This is a genomic window from Pseudomonas sp. AC239 (assembly GCF_979258545.1).
On record NZ_OZ409864.1, the window covers coordinates 5781678 to 5797441 of the forward strand.

The following is a 15764-nucleotide window of genomic DNA, read 5'->3' on the forward strand; positions in this document are numbered from 1 at the left end:
CGCCTGGAGTCGCATTAGCGCAAGGAGTTCCGCGCCGCCCTTATTTTTTCATTGGCCGTTCGCCTCCAGGTATCCGACATGCCCGCTTCAGCTCGACTCGGCGCTCCGTTCCGCCCGACTTTGCTTGCCCTGCTGTGCTCCCTGACCGTCACCGCCCACGCCGCTGAAGACAACAGCAAAGCGCTGGTGCTCGACGACGTCAACGTCAATGCCCAGGCCCCTGCGCCCAACGCCCTGCCCCCGGTCTACGCTGGCGGTCACGTCGCGCGCGGCGGTCAGCTGGGCGTGCTCGGCAATCAAGACATGATGGACGTGCCGTTCAGCGCAGCGTCCTACACCGAGCAGCTGATCCAGGACCAGCAGGCGGAAAACGTCGCCGATGTGCTGCTCAACGATTCTTCCGTGCGCCAGGCCTCGGGTTTCTCCAACCAGGCGCAAGTCTTCATGATTCGCGGCCTGCCGCTCAATGGCGACGATATTTCCTATAACGGCCTCTACGGCGTGTTGCCCCGGCAGATCATTTCCACCGATGCGCTGGAGCGCGTGGAAGTGTTCAAGGGCCCGAACGCTTTCATCAACGGTGTAACGCCGACCGGTTCCGGCATCGGCGGCGGCGTCAACCTGCAACCCAAGCGTGCCGGCGACGTGCCGCTGCGCCGTTACACCACCGACATCAACAGCGAAGGCCGCATCGGTCATCACTTCGACATCGGCCAGCGTTTCGGCGAAGACAACCGCTTCGGCGCGCGGGTCAACCTGTCGCAGCGCGAAGGCGACACCGGCATCGATCACGAGAACCAGCGCTCGAAACTGTTCGCCATCGGCCTGGATTATCGCGGCGATGCGCTGCGGGTGTCCGGCGACTTTGCCTATCAGAAGGAACGCGTCAACGGCGGTCGCAGCTCGGTCAACCTCGGCACCGCCACGCACATCCCGGACGCGCCATCGGCGGACACCAACTACGCGCCGAAATGGGGTTACACCGATATCGAAGACACCTTCGGCATGCTCCGCGCCGAGTACGACCTCAACGACAACTGGACCGCCTACGCCGCCGGTGGCGCCAAGCACACCCGCGAAGTCGGCCGCTACAATTCGACCACGCTGGTCGGCAACAGCGGCGCCTCGTTCACCACTGGCTCGTTCGTCCCGCATGATGAGGACAACACCAGCGTCATGGCCGGTCTCAACGGCAAGTTCAACACCGGCCCGGTCAGCCACAAGCTGAATTTCGGCCTGACCGGGATCTGGGCTGAGCAGCGCAGTGCCTATGATTTTGATAGAAGACAAACCGCAAACAATATTTATCACCCGATCCAAGCCCCGGCACCAATAACTGGGAATGTCGGTGGGGACCTAAGTGATCCTGGCATCGTCGGCAAAACCCTCAACCGCAGCGTGGCGATCTCCGACACCCTAGGTTTCTTCGATGATCGCCTGCTGGTCACCGCCGGCTTGCGCCGCCAACAACTGGTTGTACAGGGTTATAACTACGCCAGTTGGGGCAGTGGCGGACGTAAATCGAGCTACGACGAGTCAATCACCACGCCGGTGTACGGCATCGTGTTCAAGCCGTGGGAGCATGTGTCGTTCTACGCCAACCACATCGAAGGTCTGGCCCAGGGACCGACCTCGCCGACCAGCTCCGGCGGTTTCCGCGTGACCAATGGCAACGAGGTTTACGCACCGAAGCGCTCCAAGCAGACCGAGCTGGGCGTGAAAGTCGACATGGGCACCTACGGCGCGAGTCTGGGTGTTTACCGCATCGAACAACCAAGCGACGGCTACTGCGAAATCAACAGCGCCACCACTTGCACCTACGTGCGTGAAGGCGAGCAGATCAACAAAGGCGTGGAAATGAACGTGTTCGGCGAGCCGATCGACGGCCTGCGCCTGATCAGCGGCCTGACCCTGATGGACACCGAACTGAAAAACACCCTCAACGGCGCCAACGACGGCAACCACGCCATCGGCGTGCCGACCTTCCAGTTCAACGCTGGCGTGGATTGGGACGTGCCGGGTCTGCAAGGCGTCGCGCTGAACGCGCGGATGCTGCGCACCGGCGGGCAATATGCCGATGCCGCGAACAACCTCAGCCTGCCAACGTGGAACCGCTTCGACGCGGGCGCGCGTTATGCATTCAAGGTGTCGGAGAAGGACGTGACCGTGCGGTTCGGCGTTGAAAACGTGGCGAACAAGAAGTACTGGGAATCGGCTCAGGGCGGCTACCTGACCCAGGGCGAACCGCGAGTGGCGAAGTTGTCGGGGACGATCGACTTCTAAGCGTCATCGCGTCGTAAAAAAGGCCCCGCAGCTTCAAAGTTGCGGGGCCTTTCTGGTTTTTGTGGTGCTTGATCCGGCTTCTTCGCGAGCAGGCTCGCTCCCACACTGGAATGCGTTCCCTGTGGGAGCGAGCCTGCTCGCGAAGAGGCCGGAACTGGCGACCTGATCCATACTTGCTGCACAGCCACAAGAGGACAGCCCCATGAACCGCAGCGACGTGCTGATCATCGGCGCCGGCCCGACCGGTCTGGCCCTCGCCCTGTGGCTGAGCAAACTCGGCGTGCGCGTGCGCATCATCGACAAGACCTCGGCGCCCGGCACCACTTCCCGCGCGCTGGCCGTGCAGGCACGCACCCTCGAGCTCTACCGCCAACTCGACCTCACCGACACCATCGTGCGTCGCGGCCATCAGGTTGCGGCGGCGAATTTCTGGGTCAACGGCAAACCGGTCGCGCAGTTGCCGCTCAAGCGCATCGGCGAAGGCTTGACGCCCTACGCCTTCGTCGAAATTTTCCCGCAGGACGAGCACGAACGGCTGCTGCTCGAGCGTCTGGAAGACTACGGCGTCAGCGTCGAGCGCAATACCGCGCTGGACAGCTTCGAAGAAACCGGCGACACCCTCACCGCTCATCTGCGCCTGCCCGATGGCCGCCAGGAAGTCTGTCAGGCCTGTTATCTGGCCGGTTGCGACGGTGCGCGTTCGGTGGTGCGCAAGACCCTCGACACCGACTTTCCCGGCGGTACCTATCAGCAGATTTTCTACGTCGCCGACGTCACGGCCAGCGGCCCGGCGCTGAATGGCGAGCTGCATCTGGACCTCGACGAAGCGGATTTTCTCGCGGTGTTCCCGCTGGCCGGCGCAGGCCGTGCGCGGTTGATCGGCACGGTGCGTGATGAACGCGCCGAGCGCGCCGACACCCTGCAATTTTCCGACGTCAGCAGCCGCGCCATTGAACACCTGAAAGTGCATATCGAAGACGTCCACTGGTTCTCCACCTACCGCGTGCATCACCGGGTGGCGGAGCACTTTCGCAGCGGTCGGGCGTTTCTGCTAGGCGATGCCGCCCACGTACACAGTCCGGCCGGTGGCCAGGGTATGAACACCGGCATCGGCGATGCGATCAATCTGGCGTGGAAACTCGCCGCCGTGCTCAGTGGTGGTGCCGAACCGAGGCTGCTCGACACCTACGAAACCGAGCGCATCGCCTTCGCTCGCCGCCTGGTGTCCACCACCGACAAGGTGTTCAGTTTCGTCACCGCCGAGGGGCGCATGGCCGACCTGCTACGGATGCGTGTGGCGCCGTTTCTGATACCGAAAATGGCCTCGTTCGAAGCCAGCCGCGAGTTCCTGTTTCGCACGGTCTCGCAGGTCACCCTAAACTATCGCGGCATGCCGCTGAGCCAGGGCGAAGCCGGCCACGTGCACGGCGGTGACCGCTTGCCGTGGGCGCATGATGGCGAGGGAGATAACTTCGAGCCGCTACGGCAGCCGTGCTGGCAGGTGCATGTCTACGGCGACACCAGCGACGAAATGATCGCCTGGTGCAATGAACATCACTTGCCGCTGCATGTGTTCGACTGGCGACCGGCGTTTGAAACGGCGGGATTGGGGCGCAACGGGTTTTATCTGTTGCGGCCGGATACTTATGTGGCGGTGGCGGATAACAGTGCCGATCCAAGGGTGATCGAACGCTACTTCCGCGATCACGGCATCCGCCCGTTCTTCAACTGACAAACCACCCTTCAACTGTGGGAGCGGGCTTGCTCGCGAAGGCGGTGTGTCAGTGCCAGATGCGCTGCCTGACAGTCCGCATTCGCGAGCAAGCCCGCTCCCACAGTTGCATTTGCAGCGTTGATTAAATTCCCGCCAACGCCAGATCCATCGCAAAGTAAGTGAAGATCAGATCCGCCCCGGCACGCTTGATTGCGCCAAGGCTTTCGCGCACCACGCGATCTTCATCGATCGCCCCGGCCTGGGCGCCGAACTTGATCATCGCGTACTCGCCGCTGACCTGATATGCCGCCAATGGCAGGCTCGAAGCCTGGCGAATGTCGCGGATGATATCGAGGTACGCGCCAGCCGGCTTGACCATCAGCGCATCGGCGCCTTCCTGCTCATCGAGCAGCGATTCGCGCAGGGCTTCGCGGCGGTTCATCGGGTTCATCTGATAGCTTTTGCGATCGCCCTTGAGCGCGCTGCCGCCGGCCTCGCGGAACGGGCCATACAGCGCCGAGGCGAATTTGGTCGAATAGGCCATGATCGGAATCTGCGTGAAGCCAGCGGCGTCCAGCGCCTGGCGAATCGCGCGCACCTGGCCGTCCATTGCTGCCGACGGTGCGATCACGTCAGCCCCGGCGCGGGCGGCGGCCACGGCTTGCTTGCCGAGATTGATCAGAGTCTGGTCGTTGTCGACTTCGTGGTTGTGCATCACGCCGCAATGGCCATGATCGGTGTACTCGCAGAAGCAGGTGTCGGACATCACGATCATGTCCGGCACGGCGTCCTTGGCAATGCGCGACATGCGCGACACCAGCCCGTCTTCGCGCCAGGTGTCGCTGCCGTTGGCATCCAGATGATGGGACACGCCAAAGGTCATCACCGACTTGATGCCGGCACGGGCATAGCGCTCGATTTCACTGGCCAGTTTGCGCTCGGGAATGCGCTGCACGCCGGGCATGCTGGTGATCGGCACGAAGTCGTCGATCTCTTCCTCGACGAAGATCGGCAGGACCAGATCGTTCAGGCTGAACTCGGTTTCCTGGAACAGACTGCGCAGGCTCGCATTGCGGCGCAGGCGGCGGGGACGTGCTTCGGGGAACTGACTGGACATGGGGCCTTTCCTGAAAACAGCGGATGAGACGAAAGTCGTAGGGGGCGAAGCTTATGCCTTGCGGCGGGTGCGGGACAAACCTGGATCAATCAAGAGAGCGTTACCGGGTACGCAATAATCTCTTTGCAGCAACATAAATCCCTGTGGGAGCGGGCTTGCTCGCGAAAGCAGTGGGTCAGCAACAGATGCGTCAACTGACGGGATGCTTTCGCGAGCAAGCCCGCTCCCGCAGGGGGATGTGTGTTGTCAGGAGGGGATGGTCAGGCCGCGGATTACGGCTGGGCGGGCGAGGAATTTCTCCAGCACGCGCGTGACATTCGGGAAGTTCTCAATGCCCACCAGATCTCCGGCTTCATAAAACCCGATCAAGTTACGCACCCACGGGAACGTGGCGATGTCGGCGATGGTGTAGCGCTCGCCCATGATCCAGTCGCGGCCTTCGAGGCGGGTGTTGAGTACGTTCAACAGGCGTTTGCTCTCCTCGACATAACGATCACGCGGGCGCTTGTCCTCGTAATCCTTGCCGGCGAATTTGTTGAAGAAACCGAGCTGGCCGAACATTGGGCCGATGCCGCCCATCTGCCACATCAGCCATTGGATGGTCTCGTAGCGCAGCGCGCCTTCCTGAGCGAGCAACTGGCCGCTCTTGTCGGCGAGATAAATCAGGATCGCGCCGGATTCGAACAGCGGCAGCGGCTGGTCTTCCGGGCCATGCGGATCGAGGATCGCCGGAATCTTGTTGTTCGGATTGAGCGAGAGAAACTCTGCCGAGGTCTGGTCGTTGGTGTCGAAACCGACGCGGTGCGGCTCGTACGGCAGGCCGATCTCTTCGAGCATGATCGACACTTTGACGCCATTCGGGGTCGGCAGGGAGTAGAGCTGAATCCAGTCAGGGTACTGCGCCGGCCATTTCTGAGTAATCGGGAATGCAGACAGATCGGTCATTGGAAGCATCCAGTCACAAATTGAAACCCGATCATAAAGTAGGCCTGCCGCCGCGCCTACACGAACCGTAACATCCTGTCGCTAACCTGCCCGCATGCCCGCAAAGGTTGCCGTTAGAGTGCTGCGCACTGGCCCGGATCGAACCAAACGGGCATTACAGGACTCTGAGCTATGCCTTTCTCGCAGAGGAAGCTGTTCACGACAGGGAAACACCCGGTGCTGGGAGCCCGCGGTGCCAAGGTTTGTCAGCCTTAACCGATTTTGCTGAAGAACCCTCGAATTGATGACGAACCTGATGAGTTTCGCCAAACGCTTCAAACATCGCGCGTACGTGGCCCTGCCCTCCCTGCTGGCAGTCAGTGCGCTGTTTCTTTCCCTCGAATCCAGCGAAAGCCGCGCACAACCGGCGGACGGCACGCAGACGCTGGTGTTCCTGCGCCACGCGGAAAAGCCCGAAGGCGGCCTCGGCCAGCTCAACTGCCAGGGCCTGAACCGCGCCATCGACCTGTCGACCCTGCTGCCGGAAAAATTCGGCAAGGCTGATTACGTGTTCGCCGCCAACCCGACGCGCAACGTCGAGGAAGGCGAGCTGGACAACTCCTACAGCTACATTCGTCCGCTGATGACCATCAGCCCGGCCGCGATCAAGCTCGGCCTGCCGGTGAACATCGAATTCTCCGCCAACGACACCAGCGATCTGGCCCGCGAGCTGCTGGACGAGAAGTACCACAACTCGACGATCTACACCGCCTGGTCTCACGGCTACCTGCCGGAGCTGATCAACAAGGTCGCCGGCAATGCGGTGGGCGAGCGGCAGAAAATTACCGATGACTGGGCCGGCGATGACTTCGACTCGCTGTATGTGCTGACCCTGAAGTGGCACAACGGCAAGGCCAGTCTGCAGAGTCATAGCTACAAACAGGGGCTGGATAACGGCAAGGACACTTGCCCGACCTGAGTTCTGTATTGCCTGACCCGGCCCTATCGCTGGCAAGCCAGCTCCCACAGGTATGAGGGTGTGTATGAATTACCTGTACACCCACAATACCTGTGGGAGCGGGCTTGCCCGCGATGGGGCCAGCGATAATGCCTTCAAACCCTCTGGCTCACCCTCGCGCGCAAATACTCGATCACCGCCCCCCGCTCCCCGGCAAACTCGATCCGTCCGCCCTTCTTCTCGCGCTGGAACACATACATCGGGTCGTAATACTCGCGCAGCAAACCCTCGATCCAGCCGCGATGCAGCTCCACCGCACCGCTGCGGCCCTGCTCGGCCAGCGCCTGCTCCATCAACACCAGCATCCGCGAATGGCGCTCACCGCCGAGGCGTTTCTGTACGTTGTTGAGGCTTTCCAGCAGACGTTCGGAAAACAAGGCAAAACCGTTTTCGCCGTGCAGCGAGGCGAACTCCGCCGATAGATCGATGACGTAATCACGCAGGATCCGTTCGACACGATCCTCGAAACGATCTTCCAGCCAGACCATCGGGTACTGTTGCATGCCCTGATACAGCGGCAACGGCAAGGCGCAACTGCCGACCACACGGCTCTCGTCTTCGAGCACAAACTGCTCGATCCCGGCATCGCGTTTCTTCAGAAAGTCGATGGCCAGGCGATTCTCGAAATCGATGTTCGACGGCTGCCCGGTGGCACGTTTGCCGAAACTGGAGCCGCGATGGTTGGCGTGGCCTTCCAGATCGACACCGTTGCGCAATTGCACCAGCACTTCGGTCTTGCCGGTGCCGGTCATGCCGCCGAGCAAAACAAAATCACACTGCGCGATGGCCTGCTCAAGGGTGTCGATCAAAAAACTGCGCATCGCCTTGTAGCCGCCGCCGACGCGCGGATAGTCGATGCCCGCCTCGTCGCGCAACCACTGCTGGGTGATCTGCGAGCGCAAGCCACCACGGAAACAATACAGATAACCATCGGGATGGGCCCGGGCAAAATCGGCCCAGGCCTGGATGCGCTCGGCCTTGACTGCGCCAGACACCAGTTGATGGCCCAGCTCGATTGCCGCCTGCTGGCCATGCTGCTTGTAGCAGGTGCCGATCTTCTGCCGCTCCAGATCGTTCATCAGCGGCAGATTGACCACGCCGGGGAACGCGCCTTTGTGAAACTCGACCGGCGCGCGGGCATCCATCATTGGCCGGTCGTTGAGGAAAATATCGCGGTAGTCGGTGCAGTCGCGGAGCATCAAATCACCTCGACCGCGTTCGTCTGTCGCTCAACCAGTTCGCCGATCGGCGCAAGGTTCAGGCCCAGTTCGGCGGCGACGCCGAGGAACTCGTCATTGCCTTCAGGCGTGACCGCAATCAGCAGACCGCCGCTGGTCTGCGGATCGCACAGCACCCGTTTGTGCAACTCCTGCACGCGGCCAACCTTGCTCGAATAGCTGTCGAAGTTGCGCAGCGTACCGCCCGGCACGCAGCCCTGATCGAGGTAGTACTCGACGCTGTCCAGACGCGGCACGCGGTCATAGGCGATGCGCGCGGTCAACTGGCTGCCATCGGCCATTTCCACCAGATGCCCGAGCAGGCCGAAACCGGTGACGTCAGTGATCGCGGTGACGCCGGCGAGTTTGCCGAAACGGCTGCCAGGCTTGTTCAAGGTGCACATCCAGTCGCGGGCGACACCGACGTCGGCGGCGCGCAACTTGCCCTTCTTTTCGGCGGTGGTGAGGATGCCGATGCCCAACGGTTTGGTCAGATACAACAGGCAACCGGCGGTAGCGGTGTCGTTGCGCTTCATGTGGCGCTTTTCCACCAGACCGGTGACGGCGAGGCCGAAGATCGGCTCCGGCGCATCGATCGAATGCCCGCCCGCCAACGGAATGCCCGCGGCGTCGCACACCGAGCGACCGCCACGAATCACTTCCCGCGCCACTTCCGGCGCCAGCACATTCACCGGCCAGCCGAGAATCGCGATCGCCATCAACGGATCGCCGCCCATCGCGTAGATGTCGCTGATCGCATTGGTCGCGGCGATGCGGCCGAAGTCGAACGGGTCATCGACAATCGGCATGAAAAAATCGGTGGTCGACACCACCCCGCGCTCGGCATCGATCGCATACACCGCCGCGTCATCGCGCGAGGCGTTGCCGACCCAGAGTTTCGGATCGAGGTTCTGTGCGCCGCTGCCGGCGAGGATCACTTCCAGCACCTGTGGGGAAATCTTGCAGCCACAACCGGCGCCATGGCTGTATTGGGTCAGACGAATCGGCTCGCTCATGGGAGAGTCTCTGGCAATGAATGGGGCGGATTCTAGCAGAGCGCGAGCGCGCAGATTTTTGTGCTGACCGAGCGGCCCTTTCGCGAGCGGGCTCGCTCCCACATTTGTAGCGTGGTCTCCTGTGGGAGCGAGCCTGCTCGCGAAAAACGGTGTGTCAGTCGCCGACTGTTTAACTGATCCACCGTCATCGCGAGCAGGCTCGCTCCCACAGGGGTTTGCGTGAGTCAGGGCAGTAAGATGATCTTGTCGCCACCGCCCTGATTGACCTCTTCATAGCGCGCCAGCCCTTCAGCCAGCGGCACCTCCACCATGCCCTGCGGCAGCGGCAAGCGGTCCTCATCGAAGAACCGCCCGAACTGCTCGAGCATCGCCGCGCACGCCTCAACGCCATACAACAACGAGTTGATCCCGACCACCGAGCCGCCCCTGCGATACAGCGCCAGCGCCGGCAATTGCACGTGGCCGTCGACCGGCGCGGCGATGATGGCGATGCGGCCGAAGGTGGCCAGTGCCGCCACCGAGGCCGGCAGCCAGAAACCGGTGGTGTCGAAGATCACATCTGCGCCGCCACGATACACCGCGTTGACCTGGGCACCGAGGTCTTCTGGCTTATCCAGTTGAATCGTTTGATAGCCCTGCTGCTGCAAATCAGCCACCTGCTCGGGCCGGCGCGCCGCCGCCAGCAATTGCGCGCCGCGCACTTTTGCCAGGGCCAAAGCCGCCGTGGCCACCGCCCCGCCGCCGATCACCAGCAAGCGCGTATCGGCGCTGACCAGGCTGCGTTCCAGTGCATCCCACGCCGTGGTGTACGGCACGCCAAGGCTGGCCGCCTGGGCGAAACTCAAATGCGCCGGTTTGTGCGCCACGCCGCTGGCCGGCAGTTTGACGAATTGCGCATGGGCGCCGTCGGCGAAAAAGCCCAGCTCGCGCCCGGTGCCCCAGACTTCCTGACCGATCATTGCTTGCGGCCCCTCGACCACCACACCGGCAAAATCCCGCCCCGGAATCCGCGGCAGCGTGGTGTAGGGAAAGCGCCCGAGGACGTTTTTCACATCGCTGGGGTTGAGGCCGGCAGCCTTGATCTGCACCAGCACTTCATCGGCGCCGGGCACCGGGGTCGGAACGTCGACGAAACGCAGGGAAGACAGGTCGCCGGTCTGATCGAATTGCAACGCTTTCATGGGCACATCCACCGAAAGGAAAAAGGGAAATTCAGGACAACCAGCCAGCGACCAGTTGCCGGCCCAGCGGCCACAACTGCTCACCGGCCAACATGCCGAGCAGACCGACCAGCGCGATCGCCGGTGGTGCGGGAGAACGGAAATCGAGCGCGCCGTAGAGCAGGCCGACGCCCAGGCCGATGGCCAGAGAAATGAGGTAGTTCATGGGGGAACTCCGCCGCGATAAGTGATGGGCAGAGTCTAGGGAAACGGGGGGAGCGGTATCGGCCAAGGACTTCTGAATTTCGGACAAAAACCCCAATTCACAAAGAACCTTGTGGGAGCTGGCTTGCCAGCGATAGCGGTGGGTCAGTCAACATATCCGTTCAATGCCAAGCCGCCATCGCTGGCAAGCCAGCTCCCACAGGGATCTCACAAATCAGACATTTGTCCTACACGGCAAATTGCGAAGGCGCCACCCCCAGCTCCCGGCGAAACATGTCGCTGAAGCTGCTCGGTGAATAACCCAGGTCGCGAGCAATGACGCTCACCGCCACGCCCTGAATCAACGCTGCCACCGCCGTGGCCAACTGCACCTGCCGTCGCCATTCAGCGAAGCCCATGCCGAGGCTGTCCTTGAACAACCGCGCCAGCGTACGCACGCTGGCCCCGGCGTTCTGCGCATGCTGCTCGAACGGGATCTCCAGCGACGGCGCGGCCATCACGGCCTGACACAGATTCATCAGACGCCGGTCGGACTCATCCGGCAGCGGAATCTTCAGTTGCGAACGCCTGGCCCGGCGCAGCTCCAGCAACGCCAGCCCGACCAGTGCCTCGTAATACTCGGCCTCGCCGGCATCGCCCTGCGCCACCAGCCCGACGATCAACTCGCGCAGCAGACCACCGACTTCGATCACCTGCACCGTCGCATCCAGCGTCGCCGCCAGCGCCGGGCGCAGGTAGATATTGCGCATCTGCAAGTCCGACACCACCCGGATCCCGTGCGGCACCCCCGGCGGCAACCACACCGCGCGTTGCGGCGGCACCACCAGCGCTTCGTGCGGGGTTTCCACCCACATCACCCCGCTCATCGCATAGAGCAACTGCCCCCAGACGTGCTCGTGCGGCTCGATGAACAAGCCACGCGGGTAGGTCCGCGCCAGCGGTTGCACGGGCACATCGGTATCGGTCAGATCAGGGGGCGCGGCGAGGGCCATGGCGAGCGTTCACAGGGGGTTGGCGAAGCCGCCATGGTAACCAGCACGCCCGGCCCTCGCCAACGATAGATACCGTCGGACAATCCAACTGAATTTTCTCGGCACAGCGCGATCCGTTTATTACCACAGGGAGGAATACGGGCTTTATGAACAACGCAAAACTTTACGTTATCGACTACACACTGCATGGCACCCCCAAGTCGTTCATTATCCGCTCGGACAAAATGGACAACGCCGAAGCCTGGCACTGGGCAAGCTGCGACGCGGGCGTGGGTCGCATCCCGCGCTTCGGCCGCGAGAAAGTGCAAAAGACCAGCAAACCGATGGCAGAAAAATTCGGCCTGGAAAACGTCACCTGGCGCCAGACCAACTGACCCCATCGCCTTCACCGCAGGCTTGGCAATCGACAGGGGGAATCGACCGATGACCGACACTTATCACCCGGCCCGACTGGACTACGGCCTGACCACCTTCTTCGGCCAGATCACCAAAACGGTGAATTGCGCAGTCGCACTGGAAACGGTTGCGGACGACCCTTACCGCTTCACCCTGTGCGTCCAGGCACCGGTACCGGAAGACCTCGACCAGGCGAAGATTGTGGTGGTCAAAGTCGAAGGGCGAACATTGCAAGGTACGGTGAAGCACTTTGAGCGAAGGGATGACGAAAGTCTGAAAATGGAAGTGGAGCCTGATTAGGCTCCACTTTTTTTGCCGTGATTATTTCGGATGGGCGCAACCGCAACCCTTCATCGCACACTCCTCACCGCCCTTGTGGTGATGAGCGCAAGCCTCGCAGCAATAGTGTTTACCGTGTACAGCGTAAGAATGATCGCCTTCCTTGATCGTGCAGTTGCAGCCCGGGCAGTCGCATTTTTTGTCGGACATGGGACAGACTCCTTGCGTGGTGGTTGTCTGAAGCTTGCGAGCAAGCCATAAGGGACAGTGTAGAAGGTGGTGTTGCAGGCTGGCCAACTGTTGAGAGATTGGGCGACGCAGAAATGGCTTTCGCGAGCAGGCTCGCTCCCACAGGGGTTCACCGCACAAAGCAATGAGCGTTAGCTCAAGTAGCTTTTGATCTTGATCTCAGAGCCCGTCGGCAGGCTGAGCGGAGGGCAACACCCGCAGCACCGGATATGTACTCAAAAATCACTGCGCCTGCCGCGAACTCCGATACATGAATACCAACGCCACCGCCAGACACACCATCGCCAGCATCCGGCTCGAAGACAAGCCGATCGCCGGATTCCCCAACCAGCCAAAATTGTCGATCAACATCCCCATCCCCAACTGCCCGACAATCACCGCCACCGTCGCCACAGCCGTCCCGACCACCGGCACCGCGCCCACCATCACCATCATGTACACCACGCCGAACAGCGCCCCGGTCAACTGCCACTTCGGCACCTCAAGCAGACTCACCGCCTGCGCCGGTTCGAAAAACAGAATCAACAACCCGGTCACCACCGCGCCCACCGCAAAGGTCAGCAAACTGGAGCGCAGCACACCCACCGTCTCACCCAAACGACCATTGATCGCGGCCTGCACACTCAACACCGCACCGGCCAATACCACCACCGCCAACAAAATCACCAGACCCATCACTCACCCCCGCGCAATCAGAACCAAAGCCACCACAATCAAGCCCAACGCCAGCCAGCGCTCGCCGTTGACCTTCTTGCGCGTCGCGCCGAACCAGCCGAAATGGTCGATCAGCACACTCTTGCCGACCTGCCCGGACAAAATCGCAATCATCGTCATGGCAATGCCGATGTGCGGCGTCGCCAGCGTCAGCACCACCACGTAGATCGGCCCTAGAAAACCGCCGATCAACTGCCAGCGCGGCAACTCGGTCAGCGCCGGACCTTTCTGTGGGCCGGCGAACAACAAAAGTAAAAACAGAATCGCCGAACCCACGCCGAAGATGCTCAACGTCGCCCACAAATGCCCGACCTGCTCACCCAGCGGCCCGAGCAACCCGGCCTCGACCGACAAGCCCATGCCGGCAAGGATCACCAGCGGCAGCAACAGCAGACGCAACATCGATTTTTTCACCGGTGCGGCGACCAATCCCTCATCCAACGACTGCATACCTGACCTTCCACGCTCAAAAACAATGGCGCGGATTATCGGCTGGCGCCGCTGTGCGATAAATGGGAGCATCCGGACAACACTTTTGCGCAACACGCACAGCGAGACACGGCATGCACGGGCTCAACGAACTCGGATTCAAAGCGCTACGGCTGTTTGTGGCGGTCCTCGACCACGGCAGTTTTTCCGAAGTCGCCCGCCGCGAAGGCGTTGCGCCCTCCTCGATTTCGCGGCAGATCCAGTTGATGGAACAGGCGCTCAACCAGCAATTGCTCTACCGCCACACCCGCGCCGTCACCCCGACCGAAGCCGGGCGCACGCTCGGCCACCATGCGCGGCTGCTATTGGTGCAACTGGAAGAAGCCGAACAGGCGTTGCAGGAGCAGCAAAGCGAACCCACCGGACTGGTGCGCATCAACGCCCCGGTGGTGTTCGGCCAACGCCATCTGACACCGTGGCTGGGCGAGCTCTGCGCGCGCTATCCGAAGCTGCAATTGGATATCCAGCAAACCGACCATTACGTCGACCCGCTACAGGAAGGCGCCGACCTGCTGTTTCGCATCGGCGCGCTGCACGATTCGAGCATGCAGGCACGCATTCTCGCGCCGCACCGCTTTCAGGTCGCCGCCAGCCCGGCCTATCTCAAACGCCATGGCACGCCGCAGCATCCCGACCAACTCGCGCAACATCAGTGCCTGGCCTACAAAGGCGCGGCCGGTCAGCAGCGCTGGTTTTTCCGCCGTGATGGCGAGGACTGGACGCCATACACCGTCAGAGGTCCGATCACCGGCAACCACGCCGACACCCTGACCCAGGCCGCTCAGCAAGGGCTGGGGCTGGTGATGTTTCCGTCGTGGCTGATTGGCGAAGCGGTGCGCGAGGGCACACTGGTGCCGGTGCTGGGGGAATATCAGGTGTCGAACAGCCTGGAACCGCAGCAGATCGCGGTGCTGTGGCCCGGGAGCCGGCGGCTGTCGGTGAAGGTAAGGACGGTGATCGATTTCTTCATCGAATGCTTCGGTGAAATCCCGTATTGGGACCAGACTTGAAGGCTACAGAAACTCAAATGTGGGAGCGGGCTTGCTCGCGAATGCGGTGTGCCATGCAACCCATTGGGGGTCTGACACAACGCATTCGCGAGCAAGCCCGCTCCCACAATGGATTATCGTGAATCTTCAGATACGGAACTGCCCGACCAGCTTGCCCAACCGCTGCCCCAGCTCCGCCAGACTGCGCGAGGTCTGCGCGCCCAGTTGCGTTTCATCGGCCACGCTGTCCACCGCCACGGCAATCTGATGCACGCTGCGGTTGATTTCTTCGGCCACCGCCGTCTGCTCTTCCGCTGCGCTGGCGATCTGCGCGTTCATCGAGTTGATCGTGGCGATCAACTGCGCCATGGCATCCAGCGATGCACCGGCCTGATTGGCTTGCTGCGAAGTACCATCGCCAGCCTCGCTGGAACGGCGCATGGCCTCAACTGCCTGCTGCGTGCCGGCCTGCAAGCGGTCGATCATGCCCTGGATTTCCTGAGTGCTGATCTGCGTGCGGCTGGCCAGTGCGCGTACCTCGTCCGCAACCACCGCAAAGCCACGACCGGCCTCACCGGCGCGTGCCGCTTCGATCGCGGCGTTGAGCGCCAGCAGGTTGGTCTGCTCGGCAATCGAACGGATCACCCCAAGCACGCCGACGATCGAACTGACGTCCTGCTGCAAGCTGTCCAGCGACACGCCGCTATTGCGGATATCGTCGACCAATGCATGAATCTGCTTGATGCTGCCTGCGACCACGCGCTTGGCGCTCTGGCCTTCTTCGTCGGTCTGCTGCGCGGCGACGGCGGCGTTTTGCGCGCTCTTCGCCACTTCCTGGGCGGCGGCGGACATTTCGTTGATCGCCGTGGCGACCTGATCGGTTTCGTGGCGTTGACGCTCCATCGCCTGATCGGAACGCTGCGCCTGTTCCGAGACCTGAGTAACCAGCCCGGTCAGTTGCGTGGTCATCTCGGTGATCTGC

17 protein-coding genes are annotated in these 15764 nt (G+C 62.0%); 6 read left to right on the top strand and 11 right to left on the bottom strand.

Annotated elements, in window-relative coordinates:
• The first annotated feature begins 78 nt into the window (after positions 1–78).
• Positions 79–2283, top strand: coding sequence for a TonB-dependent receptor (locus tag ACZ0AZ_RS26220; RefSeq protein ID WP_463538456.1), 2205 nt, complete (start codon positions 79–81; stop codon positions 2281–2283).
• Between the two features lie 202 nt (positions 2284–2485).
• Positions 2486–4015: an FAD-dependent oxidoreductase gene (locus ACZ0AZ_RS26225; RefSeq protein ID WP_463538457.1), complete on the top strand. Its 1530-nt coding sequence runs from the start codon at positions 2486–2488 to the stop codon at positions 4013–4015.
• Between the two features lie 124 nt (positions 4016–4139).
• On the opposite strand, the gene hemB is transcribed toward ACZ0AZ_RS26225, so the two are convergent.
• On the bottom strand, positions 4140–5114 hold the full coding sequence (hemB, locus tag ACZ0AZ_RS26230; protein WP_463538458.1) for a porphobilinogen synthase: 975 nt from the start codon (positions 5112–5114) through the stop codon (positions 4140–4142).
• Between the two features lie 246 nt (positions 5115–5360).
• The gene (locus ACZ0AZ_RS26235; protein WP_039763429.1) at positions 5361–6059 is read right to left on the bottom strand and encodes a glutathione binding-like protein; all 699 of its coding nucleotides are present in this window, start codon (positions 6057–6059) and stop codon (positions 5361–5363) included.
• Positions 6060–6342: 283 nt separating this feature from the next.
• On the opposite strand from ACZ0AZ_RS26235, the gene ACZ0AZ_RS26240 reads away from it, so the two are divergent.
• Positions 6343–7017, top strand: coding sequence for a hypothetical protein (locus ACZ0AZ_RS26240; RefSeq protein ID WP_039763430.1), 675 nt, complete (start codon positions 6343–6345; stop codon positions 7015–7017).
• A 134-nt stretch (positions 7018–7151) separates the two neighbouring features.
• Here the strand turns inward: ACZ0AZ_RS26240 and mnmH are convergent, their stop codons facing one another.
• The 5 genes from mnmH to ACZ0AZ_RS26265 form a co-directional block, all read right to left on the bottom strand.
• A complete protein-coding gene (gene mnmH / locus ACZ0AZ_RS26245) occupies positions 7152–8255 on the bottom strand; it encodes a tRNA 2-selenouridine(34) synthase MnmH (protein WP_463538459.1) in 1104 nt (367 codons plus the stop codon).
• The gene (selD, locus tag ACZ0AZ_RS26250) at positions 8255–9289 is read right to left on the bottom strand and encodes a selenide, water dikinase SelD (RefSeq protein WP_463538460.1); all 1035 of its coding nucleotides are present in this window, start codon (positions 9287–9289) and stop codon (positions 8255–8257) included. Before selD ends, mnmH begins: the two co-directional genes overlap by 1 nt.
• A gap of 224 nt (positions 9290–9513) precedes the next feature.
• The gene (locus tag ACZ0AZ_RS26255; RefSeq protein WP_463538461.1) at positions 9514–10470 is read right to left on the bottom strand and encodes a quinone oxidoreductase family protein; all 957 of its coding nucleotides are present in this window, start codon (positions 10468–10470) and stop codon (positions 9514–9516) included.
• Between the two features lie 31 nt (positions 10471–10501).
• Positions 10502–10675, bottom strand: a complete 174-nt coding sequence (locus ACZ0AZ_RS26260) for a DUF1427 family protein (RefSeq protein ID WP_073471384.1) — start codon at positions 10673–10675, stop codon at positions 10502–10504.
• Positions 10676–10901: 226 nt separating this feature from the next.
• Positions 10902–11666, bottom strand: coding sequence for an AraC family transcriptional regulator (locus ACZ0AZ_RS26265; RefSeq protein WP_122880148.1), 765 nt, complete (start codon positions 11664–11666; stop codon positions 10902–10904).
• Between the two features lie 146 nt (positions 11667–11812).
• Between ACZ0AZ_RS26265 and ACZ0AZ_RS26270 the strand changes: the two genes are divergently transcribed.
• Complete coding sequence (locus ACZ0AZ_RS26270; protein ID WP_016775403.1) at positions 11813–12040, top strand: DUF6555 family protein; 228 nt, start codon at positions 11813–11815, stop codon at positions 12038–12040.
• Between the two features lie 49 nt (positions 12041–12089).
• The gene (locus tag ACZ0AZ_RS26275; RefSeq protein WP_129999626.1) at positions 12090–12362 is read left to right on the top strand and encodes a hypothetical protein; all 273 of its coding nucleotides are present in this window, start codon (positions 12090–12092) and stop codon (positions 12360–12362) included.
• Between the two features lie 21 nt (positions 12363–12383).
• Here ACZ0AZ_RS26275 and ACZ0AZ_RS26280 read toward each other — a convergent pair whose 3' ends face one another.
• The 3 genes from ACZ0AZ_RS26280 to ACZ0AZ_RS26290 form a co-directional block, all read right to left on the bottom strand.
• Positions 12384–12551, bottom strand: coding sequence for a metallothionein (locus ACZ0AZ_RS26280; protein ID WP_129999627.1), 168 nt, complete (start codon positions 12549–12551; stop codon positions 12384–12386).
• 261 nt (positions 12552–12812) lie between these two features.
• The gene (locus ACZ0AZ_RS26285) at positions 12813–13265 is read right to left on the bottom strand and encodes a DMT family transporter (protein ID WP_039763438.1); all 453 of its coding nucleotides are present in this window, start codon (positions 13263–13265) and stop codon (positions 12813–12815) included.
• A 3-nt stretch (positions 13266–13268) separates the two neighbouring features.
• Positions 13269–13754 (bottom strand): DMT family transporter, encoded by a 486-nt coding sequence (locus tag ACZ0AZ_RS26290; RefSeq protein WP_129999629.1) that lies wholly within the window; start codon positions 13752–13754, stop codon positions 13269–13271.
• Between the two features lie 113 nt (positions 13755–13867).
• Here ACZ0AZ_RS26290 and ACZ0AZ_RS26295 point away from each other — a divergent pair, with 113 nt between their 5' ends.
• Entirely contained in the window at positions 13868–14803 is a 936-nt protein-coding gene (locus ACZ0AZ_RS26295; protein ID WP_463538462.1) for a LysR family transcriptional regulator, read from the top strand.
• A 126-nt stretch (positions 14804–14929) separates the two neighbouring features.
• On the opposite strand, the gene ACZ0AZ_RS26300 is transcribed toward ACZ0AZ_RS26295, so the two are convergent.
• A complete protein-coding gene (locus tag ACZ0AZ_RS26300) occupies positions 14930–15751 on the bottom strand; it encodes a methyl-accepting chemotaxis protein (protein ID WP_370695145.1) in 822 nt (273 codons plus the stop codon).
• Positions 15752–15764: the final 13 nt, after the last annotated feature.